Annotated in this window: 11 protein-coding genes; 9 read left to right on the plus strand and 2 right to left on the minus strand. The window is 66.9% G+C overall.

Features of this window, described 5'->3' with window-relative positions; all coding sequences use genetic code 11:
* Positions 1-26 precede the first annotated feature (26 nt).
* Positions 27-230 carry a 50S ribosomal protein L31 gene (gene rpmE, locus ACJMK0_RS03375; protein ID WP_405235497.1) on the plus strand — a complete coding sequence of 68 codons (204 nt, stop codon included), beginning with the start codon at positions 27-29 and terminating at the stop codon, positions 228-230.
* 204 nt (positions 231-434) lie between these two features.
* Positions 435-1727, plus strand: coding sequence for a citrate synthase (locus ACJMK0_RS03380; protein ID WP_405235499.1), 1293 nt, complete (start codon positions 435-437; stop codon positions 1725-1727).
* Between the two features lie 84 nt (positions 1728-1811).
* On the opposite strand, the gene ACJMK0_RS03385 is transcribed toward ACJMK0_RS03380, so the two are convergent.
* Positions 1812-2432 (minus strand): hypothetical protein, encoded by a 621-nt coding sequence (locus ACJMK0_RS03385; protein WP_405235501.1) that lies wholly within the window; start codon positions 2430-2432, stop codon positions 1812-1814.
* A 37-nt stretch (positions 2433-2469) separates the two neighbouring features.
* The gene (locus ACJMK0_RS03390; protein ID WP_405235503.1) at positions 2470-5106 is read right to left on the minus strand and encodes a penicillin-binding protein 1A; all 2637 of its coding nucleotides are present in this window, start codon (positions 5104-5106) and stop codon (positions 2470-2472) included.
* Between the two features lie 426 nt (positions 5107-5532).
* Here ACJMK0_RS03390 and ACJMK0_RS03395 point away from each other — a divergent pair, with 426 nt between their 5' ends.
* From ACJMK0_RS03395 to aroK, 7 genes are read left to right on the plus strand one after another with little or no spacing between them, the layout of a single operon-like run.
* The gene (locus ACJMK0_RS03395; protein WP_405235505.1) at positions 5533-6594 is read left to right on the plus strand and encodes a pilus assembly protein PilM; all 1062 of its coding nucleotides are present in this window, start codon (positions 5533-5535) and stop codon (positions 6592-6594) included.
* A complete protein-coding gene (locus tag ACJMK0_RS03400; protein WP_405235507.1) occupies positions 6594-7163 on the plus strand; it encodes a PilN domain-containing protein in 570 nt (189 codons plus the stop codon). Before ACJMK0_RS03395 ends, ACJMK0_RS03400 begins: the two co-directional genes overlap by 1 nt.
* A complete protein-coding gene (pilO, locus tag ACJMK0_RS03405) occupies positions 7160-7759 on the plus strand; it encodes a type IV pilus inner membrane component PilO (protein ID WP_405235509.1) in 600 nt (199 codons plus the stop codon). Before ACJMK0_RS03400 ends, pilO begins: the two co-directional genes overlap by 4 nt.
* Positions 7759-8325, plus strand: a complete 567-nt coding sequence (locus tag ACJMK0_RS03410) for a pilus assembly protein PilP (protein ID WP_405235511.1) — start codon at positions 7759-7761, stop codon at positions 8323-8325. The genes pilO and ACJMK0_RS03410 overlap by 1 nt, the downstream gene beginning before the upstream one ends.
* Positions 8326-8356: 31 nt before the next feature.
* The gene (gene pilQ, locus ACJMK0_RS03415) at positions 8357-10555 is read left to right on the plus strand and encodes a type IV pilus secretin PilQ (protein WP_405235513.1); all 2199 of its coding nucleotides are present in this window, start codon (positions 8357-8359) and stop codon (positions 10553-10555) included.
* Positions 10556-10592: 37 nt separating this feature from the next.
* Entirely contained in the window at positions 10593-12458 is a 1866-nt protein-coding gene (locus tag ACJMK0_RS03420) for an Ig-like domain-containing protein (protein WP_405235514.1), read from the plus strand.
* Positions 12459-12515: 57 nt separating this feature from the next.
* Positions 12516-13025 carry a shikimate kinase AroK gene (gene aroK, locus ACJMK0_RS03425; protein WP_405235516.1) on the plus strand — a complete coding sequence of 170 codons (510 nt, stop codon included), beginning with the start codon at positions 12516-12518 and terminating at the stop codon, positions 13023-13025.
* Position 13026: the final 1 nt, after the last annotated feature.

The following is a 13026-nucleotide window of genomic DNA, read 5'->3' on the forward strand; positions in this document are numbered from 1 at the left end:
GGCGGGCAGACGACCGGAGAATGACGATGAAAGCCGATATCCATCCCCGCTACGACGAGATCAAGGTGGTCTGCAGCTGCGGGAACGAGTTCGTGACCCGCTCGACGGCCGGCGAGGAGCTGCACGTTGAAGTCTGCTCCGCCTGTCACCCGTTCTACACGGGCAAGCAGAAGATCATGGATTCGGGCGGCCGCGTCGACCGTTTCCGCCGCAAGTACGGCATGTCCTGAGGGACCCGGCGTCCGGTCCTGGGACGCCTTCCCGGGTGCGCCGGGCGCTTGCCGGCCCGGCTCCGTCTGCGGCACCATAGAAGTATCTCGCGGCAGGTCCTGCCCACCGCAAGGACCCGGGATCATAACGAATGAGGATCGCGCCGGGCGCCGCGTGCCGGCGTCCGTCCGCTTGCGCGATCCCGTATAAGCCAGGAATCAACGATGAGCAACAAGCACTTCACGCTGACGAGCCCCGAGGGCGACGGCACCGAGCTGCCCGTACTCGAGGGCACCCTCGGCCCGGACGTGGTCGATATCTCCAGTCTGTACCGGGAGCGCGGCGTCTTCACCTACGATCCCGGCTTCGTCTCCACGGCCAGCTGCGAGAGCACCATCACGTTCATCGACGGCGCCGAGGGCGTGTTGCTCTACCGCGGCTACCCGGTCGAGCAGCTCGCCGAGCGGTCCTCCTTCATCGAGGTTTGCTACCTGCTCCTCTACGGCGACCTGCCCACGAAGGACGAGCTGGAGGACTTCGAGTCGATCATCCGCCGGCACACCATGCTGAACGAGTCGGTGTCCCGGTTCTTCATGGGCTTCCGCTACGACGCTCACCCGATGGCCATGCTGTCGGCCGTCGTCGGTTCGATGTCGGCGTTCTACCACGACACCATGAACATCCACGACGAGCGCCAGCGCGACATCTTCGCCCACCGCATCATCGCCAAGCTGCCCACCATAGCGGCGGCGGCGTACAAGCACTCCATCGGCCAGCCGTTCATCTATCCGCGCAACGACCTCGACTACTGCTCGAACCTGCTGAACATGTTCTTCGCGGTGCCCGCCGAGCCCTACCACGTGGACCCGGTCGCCGCGGAGGCCCTGGACCTCCTGTTCATCCTGCACGCCGACCACGAGCAGAACTGCTCCACCTCCACGGTGCGCATGGCGGGCAGCTCCGGCGCGAACCCCTACTCGGCCATCGCGGCCGGCATCTCCGCGCTCTGGGGCCCGGCCCACGGCGGCGCCAACGAGGCCGTGCTGGAGATGCTCGAGGAGATCGGCGACGTGAAGAACATTCCGAAATACGTCGCCAAGGCCAAGGACAAGGACGACCCCTTCCGCCTGATGGGCTTCGGCCACCGGGTGTACAAGAACTTCGATCCGCGCGCGAAGATCATCCGCGAGATGTGCCACAAGGTGCTGAAGAAGCTCGGCAACGACGACAATCCGCTGTTCGAGCTGGCGCTGGAGCTGGAGCAGGTCGCGCTGAGGGACGAGTACTTCGTGGAGAAGAACCTGTACCCGAACGTGGACTTCTACTCGGGCATCATCTACCGCGCGCTCGGCATCCCCACCTCGATGTTCACGGTGATGTTCGCCATCGGCCGCACGGTCGGCTGGGTGGCTCACTGGCGGGAGATGATCACCGAGCCCGGACGGCGCATCAGCCGGCCGCGCCAGCTCTACACCGGGCCCGGCGTCAGGGACTACGTACCCCTGGACCAGCGCTGATCCGGCGCGCCCCGGCGGGGCGCGCGGGCAGCAGGCCGGGACGGTCGGTCAGACGCTTGGTCAGACGATCGCCCGGACCGTGGCTCAGATTATGGGGGCGGGCGCCTCGGCCAGCAGCTTCTCCAGCTTGCGTTTGTCGGCCCGGCGCATCGGCCGGCCATCCACCGGGCTGATCGGTGCCTGCCTCAGCCCCTTCTCGGGGAATACCGTCGCCTCCACCGTGGCCTCGGCACAGCGGAAACGATAGCCGGGGTAGGTATCCAGCCGGTCCTGCCGGCTCTTCAGCCGCCGCTCGTAGAGCTGATAGGCCGTCTGCTCGCCGTCCAGCTGCCACGCCACCTCCTCCGGCGAGTCGGCGAACAGGTGCAGGTTTATGGCGGAATGGGAAGCCGCCGTGCCCGCCAGCACCGGGCCGACGAGGCGCGGTCGGAACTCGGCGAAGCGGTGCATGACCTCCAGGGCGATGCGCCGCAGGCGGTCCAGCATTTCGGAATGATCCGAGGCGCCGAACAGCCGGTGGTGCTCGATCAGCGCCGATTCGATCTCGCTGTTGCTCGGCAGCGCGCCCCGCTCGCGGAAGCCGAGCCGCTCGGCGGCCTTCACCTTGGCCTGGCGGTAGTTCTCGATGCCCTGATCGGCGATGATGCGGGCCGCTTCGCGTGCCAGCAGCTGGCGGGTCCGGCACACTTCGTCATGCTTCGGCATGGCGCTCTCCTGCGGTCAGGCCGGCACCCGGCAGCTGTCAGAAGATGGGATCCTCGATGTCGCCGCTCGAGCCGGTATCGTTGTAGATCTCGTCCGCGCCGCCGATCGTACCAGCTTCCGGCTCGTTGCCGACGCGGAATTTCTCGAAGATGAAGTTGCCGTCTGCCGAGCTCACGGGGCGGCCGGTCTCCGGCGAGACGCGCACCGTGACGAGGCCTTCCGGTTCCTCGACGCGAGCGGTCGGCGCGCCGTCGAGCGCCCGCTCCATGAAGTGGATCCACACGGGCAGCGCGGTGCGCGACCCCTCCTCGCCCGCCCCCAGCGGCTTGTCCTCGTCGAAGCCCACCCAGGTGACGGCTACCAGGTCCGCATTGAAGCCGCCGAACCAGGCGTCGCGGCGATCGTTGGAGGTGCCGGTCTTGCCGTACAGATCGTCCCGGCCGAGCGAGCGGGCCCGCCGCCCGGTGCCGCGGCGGATGACGTCGCGCATCATGTCGGCCACCAGGAAGGCGTTTTCCTTCGTGAGCACGCGGTCGGCGAGGCGCATGCCGGCGTAGAGTCTGGGATCCTCGTTCGCCGTGGGCCGCCAGTCGAGGGTCCGGCCTTCCAGTCGCTCGCTGCCGGCGAGGGGGTCCGTCCGGCCGTCGTCCCGCCCGGCGAGCGGGTCGGCGAAGGGGTCGGTATCGATCTCCGCCAGCTCCTCGCTGTACTCGCACTCCGGGCACACCAGCGCCGGGTCGGCCCGATCCAGCACATTGCCTTCGCTGTCCTCGATGCGGTCGATGAAGTAGGGCTCCACCCGGTAGCCGCCGTTGGCGAACACGGCATAGCCCAGCGCCATGTCCAGCGGCGAGACGGCGCCGCTGCCGAGCGCCAGCGAGTAGTTGTAGGGCACGGCCTCCGCCGCGAAGCCGAAGCTGCGGATGTGCGGCACCGCATCGCCGAGCCCGGTGCCGATGAGGACCCGCACCGAGGCCAGGTTCAGCGAGCGATACAGCGCCTCGCGCAGCCGCACCGGCCCGTAGAACTTGCCCGTGTAGTTGATGGGCTTCCACGGCCCCTCCAGTTCCTCCGACTCGAACACCACCGGCGTGTCGTTGACGATGGTGGCCGCCGTGAAGCCGTTCTCCAGTGCGGCGGAGTAGATGAAAGGCTTGAAAGCGGAGCCGGGCTGGCGCCGGATCTGCACCGCCCGGTTGAACTTGCTGGCCGCATAATCGAAGCCGCCGACGAGGCTCACCACGGCGCCGTCGTCCGGGTCCACGGACACCAGCGCGCCCTGGGGGGCCGGCACCTGGGCCAGGGCCCACCGGTCCGAGACCGTGGGCATCACGTGGATGACGTCGCCCACGGCCAACACCTCGCCGACGGACTCCGGCGGCGAGCCCACCCGGTCGTCGTCGATGTAGCGTTTGGCCCAGCTGATGCCCGACCAGGGCACCCGCACGATGCGGTCGCGCCGCAGGGCGACGGCCGCGCTGTTGTCCTCCCCGAGGCCGACCACCACACCCACGCGCAGGCCGCCGGGCTCCGGGTAGTCTTCGAGAGTCTGCAGCACGTCCGCCGGGAGCGCCGGATAGCCGCTGTCCGAGTAGCTGTCGCCGCCGCCATTGCCACCATTGTCATTATCCCGGCCATCGCCTCGGCCGTTCGTTCCCTCGTCGCCGCCGGCGGGCACGGGCAGCTCGAGCCTCGCCAGCGGACCCCGGTAGCCGTGGCGCCGGTCGTATTCCAGCAGGCCGTTGCGCACCGCGTACACGGCGGCGGTCTGCAGCGAGGAGTCGAGGGTGGTGGTCACCCGGTAGCCCCCCGAGTAGATCTCGGGGCCGTAGCGCTCCAGCATCTCCCGGCGCACCATCTCCGCCAGATAGGGGGCGGTCAGCTCGACCGCGGGCCCATACAGGCGGGACTCCATGGGGTATTCCATGGCCGCGTCGTATTCGGCTTCGGTGAGATAGTCCAGCTCGCGCATGCGACGCAGCACGTAACTGCGCCGCGTAGTGGCCTTCTCCGGGCTGCGCACCGGGTTATAGGCCGACGGTGCCTGCAGCAGGCCGGCCAGGGTCGCGGCTTCCGCGGCGTTGATCTCCTCCAGGGTCTTGTTGAAGTACACCCGGGAGGCGGCGGCCACGCCGTACGCCCGCTGGCCGAAGAACATCTTGTTCAGGAACATGGCAAGGATCTCCTCCTTGCTGAATTCCTTCTCGATCTTCCAGGCCAGGAACGCCTCGCGGATCTTGCGGGTGAACAGCCGCTCGCGGGTGAGGAAGTAGTCCCGGGCCAGCTGCTGGGTGATCGTGCTGCCGCCCTGGCTGCGCGAGCCGGTGGCGAGGAAATTGATGCCGGCGCGCAGCACGCCCTGATAGTCGATGCCCGGATGTTCGAAGAAGCGGTCGTCCTCGGCGGCCAGGAACGCCTGCACCACGTGCCCGGGGATCTCCTCGTATTCCACCGGTATGCGGCGCTGCTCGCCGATCTCGGCGATCAGTTTGCCGTCCCGGCTGTAGACCCTGAGCGGTATCTGCAGCGGGATGTCCCGGATGGTCGCCGCCTCGGGGAGGCTTGCCAGGGTGTAGTGGTACGCGCCGACGACGCCCGCCGCCAGCGACAGGGCGAGTATCGCCACCGTACCCGCCAGTGCGGCGAGGATGCGAGTGAAAGATCGTGTTGCCAAAGCGCTTTCCGGTCCTTGCCAGCGTCAGGGGCTTACTGCATAGTGACTGCGGCCGAAGCGGACCGTTCCTTGTTAACAAGGGGGCATGGGGCGGTCCGGGTCAGGGCGAAGACCGGATCATACCGTCAGCGGGGGGCCAGACCGCAATGCTTCGCGGCGACAGTCTACAACCATACCCGGCAGGCCGCACCCGGCCGGCCGCGTCTCGTTGCAGCAAAACTCCCCGCACCCTCCACTTTCGGGCCTGGCTCACTACCGGTACACAGTTCACAGAATAGCTGGCGGGGCGTGCCTTACTATACGCGGGCATTCAGCAGGGGATCAGCGTCGTTTTATTTAACATTACGTTGATATATAGTTAAACCGATTTCTTCAGGCGCCCCACCACTTATCCAGCGTAACCTACGGACTTGGAAGGGAAAACAGGTGCAATTCGGCAAGAAAAATCGTCCGCTCCTGGGGCTTGACATAACGACATCGTCGGTCAAGCTCATCGAGCTGTCCCAGAGCGGCAAGCGCTACCGCGTCGAATCGTACGCGGCGGAGCCGACCCCGCCCAATTCCATCAACGAGAAAAACATCGTCGACGCCCAGGCCGTAGGGGGTGCCATCCGGCGTGCGGTGAAGCGGGCCGCCACCAAGGTGAAGGACGTGGCCATCGCCATCAGCGGTGACGCCGCCATCACCAAGGTGATCCAGATGCCGGCCTCCCTGGCGGACAAGGATCTCGAGGGGCAGGTGGAGATCCAGGCCGACCAGTACATCCCCTTCCCCATGGAAGAGGTCAGCTTCGATTTCGAGGTGATCGGGCCGAACGAGAACGACCCGGACATGAACGACGTGCTGCTGGTGGCCACGCGGACCGACAACGTGGATCAGCGCCAGGCGGCCGTCGACGCCGCCGGCCTCTCCGCCCGGGTGGTCGACGTCGAGGCCTTCGCCCTGGAGAACGCCTGCCAGCTCCTCACCCATCAGATGCCGAACGGCGGCGTCGGCCAGTCGGTCGCGGTGGTCGACATCGGCGCCAGCGCCACCACGTTCAGCGTGCTGGACGACCTGAAGGTCATCTATACGCGTGACTTCGCCTTCGGCGGCGTGCAGCTCACCGAAGAGATCATGCGTACCTACGGCCTGTCCATGGAGGACGCCGGCCGGGCGAAGAAGGAAGGCGGTCTGCCCAGCAACTATCAGCCGGAGGTGCTGGACCCCTTCATCGACGACATGACCCAGCAGGTCAGTCGCTCGCTGCAGTTCTACCTGGCCTCCGGCGGCGGCCGGGAGCAGCCCGACATGATCCTGGTCTGCGGCGGCTGCGCCAACATCCCGGGTATCGCCGACGTCATCTCGAGCCGGGTGGGCATCCCGACCGAGATCGGTGACCCGCTCGGCCAGATGAAGATCGCATCGAAAGCCAAATCCCAGGGCGTCACCAAGGATTCCACGGCGCTGCTGATCGCCTGCGGGCTCGCATTGAGGAGCTTCGACTGATGCCGCGTATCAACCTACTGCCATGGCGCGAAGAGCAGCGCAAGCAACGCCAGCAACAATTCGGCATCGCCATCGTGCTGTCGGTGCTGCTGGCCGGCCTCGTGATCTGGCTGGGCAACATGTTCTACCAGAGCCGCATCGACTACCAGGAAGATCGCAACCAGCGGCTCGAGGCCGAGATCGCCGAGCTGAACAAGGCCATCAAGGAGATCGAGGGCCTGGAGCGGCAGAAGGAACGCCTGCTCGCCCGCATGGAGATCATCGAGCAGCTGCAGACCAGCCGCCCGATGGTAGTGCATCTCTTCGACGAACTCGTGCGCACGCTGCCGGAAGGCGTCTATCTCACCGGGATCAAGCAGACCGGCCGGGAGATCCAGATCACCGGCACGGCCCAGTCCAGCACCCGGGTGTCCGCCTTCATGCGCAACATCGACGCCTCGGAGTGGCTCACCGACCCGGACCTCGAGCAGATCCGCACCGTGGACGCAGGTCAGGCCGAGCGCTTCAACTTCACGCTGAAGGCGAAGCAGGTGAAGGTCCTGGACGAGGATGAGGAGGAGGCCGCATGAACGTCCTCGAGGAACTGCGCAATCTCGATACCAACGACGTCGGCCGCTGGCCGCTGGCCTTCCGTGTCGGCGCCATCGTCATCGTCTTCGTCGCGGTCACCGCGTTCGGCATCTACATGACGGTGGTGAAGAACAAGGTGCCGCTGCTCGAGCGCGCCGAGGCCCGCGAGCAGGAGCTCAGGCAGACGTTCGAGACCAAGCAGAGCAAGGCGGCCAACTTCGACGCCTACCGTGCCCAGCTCAGCCAGATGCAGCAGTCCTTCGGCACCATGCTGCGCCAGCTGCCGGGCGAGACCGAGATACCGAACCTGATCGTCGACATCTCCCAGACCGGTCTGGCGGCAGGGCTGGAGGAGAAGCTGTTCGAGCCCCAGGGCGAGATCCGCAAGGACTTCTATGCCGAGAAGCCCATCAAGATTCAGCTGGCCGGCAGCTATCACGAGCTCGCCAATTTCGCCAGCAGCGTGGCTGCCCTGCCGCGCATCGTGACGCTGCACGACATCCAGATCCAGCCGGCCACCGACGAGCAGTTCGACCAGCTCTCGCTCGACGTGACCGCCAAGACCTATCGCTATCTGGAAGAGGAGACCGAGTGATGAGGCAGCAACCTCGCTTCCAGGTAAATCGCAGCAAGCGGCGTCCTGCCGGCCTCTTCGCCGTGCTGGCGGCACTCGTGCTGCCTTTCGCGGCCGGCTGCGGCGGCGGCATGAACGATCTGAACGCCTACATCGACGAGGTGAAGGCGAGGCCCGGCGACCGGCCGGACCCGCTGCCCGAGATCCAGACCTACGAGAGCTACGTCTACACGGCCGACGTCGACGGGCTGCGCTCGCCCTTCGTGCCGGATTCGCCCGTGGCCGATACGCGCTCCGCGGGCGGCGGCGGCATCCGTCCGGACAGCAACCGCAGCCGTGAATACCTGGAGCAGTTCCCGCTGGATTCCCTCGACATGGTCGGCACGCTGCAGCAGGGCGCGACGACCTACGGTCTCGTGCAGACGGCCGACGGGCTCATCAACCGGGTGACCGTGGGTAATTACGTGGGCCAGAACGACGGCCGCATCATCGAGATCAACGAGTCGGAGATTGTGGTCAAGGAGATCGTCTCCGACGGCATAGGCGGGTATCTGGAGAGAGATGCCGCCATCAGTATTTCGGACTGAGGCCAAGCAGATGGCACTGGGAGAAACTGGAATGACTCGCACAACGAAGCCGCTGCCGGCGAACTATCAGGGTCTGGATTGCCTCGGGCTGGACGTCCTCAGGAATCCTCTCGGCTGGCTCGCCGCCCTCGTGCTGCTGTTCGCCTCCGCGGGCACCCACGCACAGGACGCGCCCGGGAACACCCTGCAGGACATTCAGGTCCAGTCGCTGCCCGGGCAGCAGGTGGAACTGCGGCTGATTCTTTCGGGGCCCGCTCCGGAGCCGCTCTCCTTCACCATCGACAACCCGGCGCGCATCGCGCTCGACCTGCCCGACACCGCCCTCGGCCTCAGCTCCCGTCGTCGCGACGTGGACCTGCGCATGCTGGATACCGTGCTGACCGCCGAGGCCAACGGCCGCACCCGCGTGGTGCTGAACCTGGACAGCATGGTGCCTTACGAGACCCGTGTGTCCGGTAATACCGTCATCCTGACCCTCGGCGAGGGCGGTGACAGGGTGGCGGAGACCACCACGTTCACCGGCGCGCCGTCGGCCTCTTCCGCGGCCGCAAGCGGGCCGCGCGCCATCGAGAACGTCGACTTCCGCCGCACCCGTGAGGGCGGCGGCCGGATCATCATCGACCTGACCGACCCGTCCACGCCGGTGGATATCCGCCAGGAAGGCGGTCGCGTGGTCGCCGTGTTCAAGGGCACGGACCTGCCGGGCGAGCTCATCCGCCGTCTGGACGTGCAGGACTTCGCCACCCCCGTTACCACCATCGATGCGGTGCGGGTCAACGCCGACGCCCGCGTGCTGATCTCCGCCGACGGCGATTACGAGCAGCTCGCCTATCAGTCGGACGACGTCTTCACCATCGAGATCAACCCGGTGGCCGAGGAAGAGGAGCAGGCTGCCAGCCTGTTCGCCGAAGACAAGGACTACGAAGGCGAGCGGGTCACCCTGAATTTCCAGGACATTGAGACCCGTGCCGTGCTGCAGCTGCTGGCCGAGATCAGCGGCCGCAACATCGTGGTCTCCGATACCGTCCAGGGCAACGTCACCCTGCGGCTGAACAGCGTGCCCTGGGATCAGGCGCTCGACATCGTCCTGACCACCAAGGGTCTGGACATGCGCCAGAACGGCAACGTGATCATCGTGGCGCCGGCGGAAGAGATCGCCGCGCGGGAGAAGGCCGACCTCGAGGCCAAACAGGCCATCCAGGAGCTGGAGCCGTTGTTCTCCGAATTCCTGCAGGTCAACTACGCCAAGGCCAGCGATCTCGCCGCGCTGATCAAGGAAGGCGAGAACTCGCTGCTCTCCGACCGCGGCTCGGTGGCCATCGACGAGCGCACCAACACGCTGCTGGTGCAGGATACCGTTGAGCGGTTGCGCGACGTGCGACGACTGGTGCAGATCCTGGACATCCCCGTGCGCCAGGTCCTGATCGAGTCTCGCATCGTGGTCGTGAACGACGACTTCAGCCGCGAGCTCGGCGTCCGCCTCGGCCTCACCGCCGTGCAGGAGAACTCGAGCGACGGCCTGTTCTCGGTTACCGGCACGAGCGCCGGCTCCGACGTGATCACCGCCTCGGCGCTGGACAATCTGGCCAATACGGGCCAGCCCTTCCCGGTGGAAGCTCCCAGCGTCAACAACCGCTATAACGTGAACCTGCCGGTGAACAACCCGGCGGGCCAGATCGCGCTGGCCATCCTGGACTCCGACTACATCGTCGACCTCGAACTCTCCGCCCTGCAGGCGGAGGGCCGGGGCGAGATCGTCTCGACGCCGCGCGTGATCACCGCCAACCAGAAGGAGGCGCTGATCGAGCAGGGCGTGGAGATCCCGTTCCAGGAGTCCTCCTCCAGCGGCGCGACCACCACCCAGTTCAAAAAGGCGGTGCTGAGCCTGACGGTGACCCCGCAGATCACGCCGGACGACAACATCATCATGGATCTGCAGGTGAACTCGGACAGTGTCGGCGAGCTCGTGGCGAGCGCCACCGGCGGCTTCGTGCCGAGTATCGACACCCGCGAGATCCGCACCCAGGTACTCGTGCGCGACGGCCAGACCGTCGTGCTCGGAGGAATCTACGAGACAGAGCGACGAGAAGTGGCCAACAAGGTCCCGCTGCTGGGCGATATCCCCGGCGTGGGCGCGCTGTTCCGCTCCACCCAGAACGTGGCGAACAAGTCGGAACTGCTCATCTTCGTGACACCGAAGATCCTGGAAGAAAACGCAGTCGTTTACTGATGGCGCACGACCGCCCTAAAGCTTGGGAATCGAACCGATGAGAAAACTCTCGACTCTGCCGACACTGCTTATCGCATTCATGGGGCTCGCGCTCGGCGCCTGTTCCAGCGGTGGCACCGACAACTCGTTCGCCGGCGGCGGCGACGGCGGCACGGGTGGCGGCGCCGGACCCGACCAGCCCACGCCGGCCAGCGTCACGGTGCTGACCAGCAGCCCCCAGCTGCCCTCGGCGGGCGGTTCGGAGGTGACCATCACCGCGCTGGTCCGCGACGCGGACAACCGGGTGATGGCCGACCAGCCGGTCGTATTCTCCTCCACCTCGGGCATCCTGACGGTCAACGAGGTCACCACGCTGGAGAACGGCACGGCGACGGCCTCGCTGGGCACCGCGGGCGACCCCACCAACCGGGCCATCACCGTGACGGCCGACGTGAACGGTCTCACCAACGCCGTGGACGTCAACGTGGTGGGCACGACCATCACGCTGCAGGGGCCGGCCAGCCTGGCCCAGGGCGACAGCGCGAACTACAGCGTCGTGCTGGCCGATTCCAACGGCGACGGCATCCCCGGCCAGACGGTGGACGTGGCCTCCGCGAACGGCAACACACTGGCCTCCAGTTCGCTGGTCACCGACAACCTCGGCCAGGCCCAGGTACAGGTGACCGCCTCGACCGCCGGTGCGGATACGCTGTCGGCGACGGCGCTCGGTATCACCGACGAGGTGACCCTGACCGTCTCGGACGACTCCTTCGTCATCACGGCGCCGGCCTCGGGCACCCAGGTGCCGCTGAATACGCCGGTCACGGTCACGGTCAACTGGACCGTCGGCGGCGCGGCCCAGGCGGGCGAGAACGTCACGTTCTCCACCACCCGCGGCACGCTGTCCGCCCCGTCGGCAACCACCGACGCCAACGGCGACGCCTCGGTGGACCTGCAGGCATCGAATGCCGGTCCTGCGGTGATTACGGCCACCAACCCGGACGGCACCGAGACGACCGTGCAGATCCAGTTCGTCGCGACCACCGCCGACAGCATCGAGGTGCAGGCGAGCCCGTTCACCGTGGCGCCCAGCGAGCAGAGCGCGATCACCGCCATCGTGCGGGACGCCGCCGGCAACCTGGTGGCCAACAAGGTCGTGGACTTCAGCCTCGACGACGTCACCGGCGGCTCGCTGTCCGCCGGCTCGGCCACCACCAACACCCAGGGCCGGGCCACGGTGTCCTACACCGCCGGCTCCAGCACGAGTGCCAGCAACGGCGTCAGCATCACCGCCACCGTGCGGGACACGCCGGCGGTCAGCGGCTCGGTGAATCTCACCGTCGCCCAGCTGGAGGTCTTCATCACGCTGGGTACCGGCAACGAGATCAACGAGCCGAACCAGGCCCAGTACCGCAAGGAATACGCGGTCCAGGTCACCGACTCCCAGGGCGCGGGCGTGGCCGACGTGACCGTGCAGATGCGCATCCAGTCGGACGCGTACTACAAGGGCTACTGGGTGTACGACAGCGTCGCCAGCCAGTGGGTCCAGGTGATCACCGCCGGGCCCTGCGCCGACGAGGACGTCAACCGCAACGGCGTACTCGATCCGGGTGAGGACAACAACAGCAGCGGCACCCTGGAGGCCGGCAACATCGCGACGGTGGCCGCCCAGAGTACCGGCAACGGCACCTTCTCCACGGATCAGAACGGCTTCGGCATCGTCGACGTGATCTATCCCCAGGAGTTCGCCCGCTGGGTGGACGTGACCCTCACCGCCCAGGCGACGGTCCAGGGAACGGAGACCACGGAGACCTCGAAGTTCCGGTTGCCGATCGCAGCGAGCGACGTGACTGACCAGAACACGAACCCGCCGGGCAATCCGAGCCCGTTCGGCGAATCCAATACCTGCAACGATACGCTCTGATCGAGTGAGCGGGAAAGCCGGCCTCCGGGCCGGCTTTCTTCTTTCCGGACGGCAATCTTGAGTGACGGCACCAGGATATTTCTCGTAGGCCCCATGGGCGCGGGGAAGTCCGCGGTCGGCCGCGCGCTGGCCCGGGCCCTGAAGCTCGAGTTCGTGGACACCGACGACGAGATCGAGCGGCGCACCGGCGTCGACATTCCGTTCATCTTCGAGAAGGAAGGCGAGGCGGGCTTCCGCAAACGTGAAGCGGCGGTCGTCGACGAACTCACGGCCCGGCCGGATCTGGTGCTGGCCACCGGCGGCGGCGTGGTGGGCGATCCGGACAACCGCCGGCATCTGGCCGCGCGGGGCACGGTGGTCTACCTCCACACCACGGTGGCGCAGCAGCTCGCGCGTACCCGCCGCGGCCGCGAGCGGCCCATGCTGGCCGCGGGCGATCCGGAAGAGACCCTCGGCCGGCTGTTCGCCGAACGCGACCCCCTGTACCGGGAGATTGCCGACCTGGTGATCGAGACCGACGGCCGCCGGGTGCACCACGTGGTCGAGGATATCCGCAGCCGGCTGTGAC

This window comes from Lentisalinibacter orientalis, assembly GCF_040706535.1.
GTDB classification, from domain to species: Bacteria; Pseudomonadota; Gammaproteobacteria; order Steroidobacterales; family Woeseiaceae; genus Lentisalinibacter; species Lentisalinibacter orientalis.

What these genes read in the sequence shown, in the direction of transcription:
- rpmE (WP_405235497.1), top strand. Translation starts at nt 27, where the DNA reads ATGAAAGCCGATATCCATCCCCGCTACGACGAGATCAAGGTGGTCTGC.
- pilQ (WP_405235513.1), top strand. Translation starts at nt 8,357, where the DNA reads ATGACTCGCACAACGAAGCCGCTGCCGGCGAACTATCAGGGTCTGGAT.
- ACJMK0_RS03420 (WP_405235514.1), top strand. Translation starts at nt 10,593, where the DNA reads ATGAGAAAACTCTCGACTCTGCCGACACTGCTTATCGCATTCATGGGG.
- ACJMK0_RS03380 (WP_405235499.1), top strand. Translation starts at nt 435, where the DNA reads ATGAGCAACAAGCACTTCACGCTGACGAGCCCCGAGGGCGACGGCACC.
- pilO (WP_405235509.1), top strand. Translation starts at nt 7,160, where the DNA reads ATGAACGTCCTCGAGGAACTGCGCAATCTCGATACCAACGACGTCGGC.
- ACJMK0_RS03410 (WP_405235511.1), top strand. Translation starts at nt 7,759, where the DNA reads ATGAGGCAGCAACCTCGCTTCCAGGTAAATCGCAGCAAGCGGCGTCCT.
- ACJMK0_RS03400 (WP_405235507.1), top strand. Translation starts at nt 6,594, where the DNA reads ATGCCGCGTATCAACCTACTGCCATGGCGCGAAGAGCAGCGCAAGCAA.
- ACJMK0_RS03385 (WP_405235501.1), bottom strand. Translation starts at nt 2,432, where the DNA reads ATGCCGAAGCATGACGAAGTGTGCCGGACCCGCCAGCTGCTGGCACGC.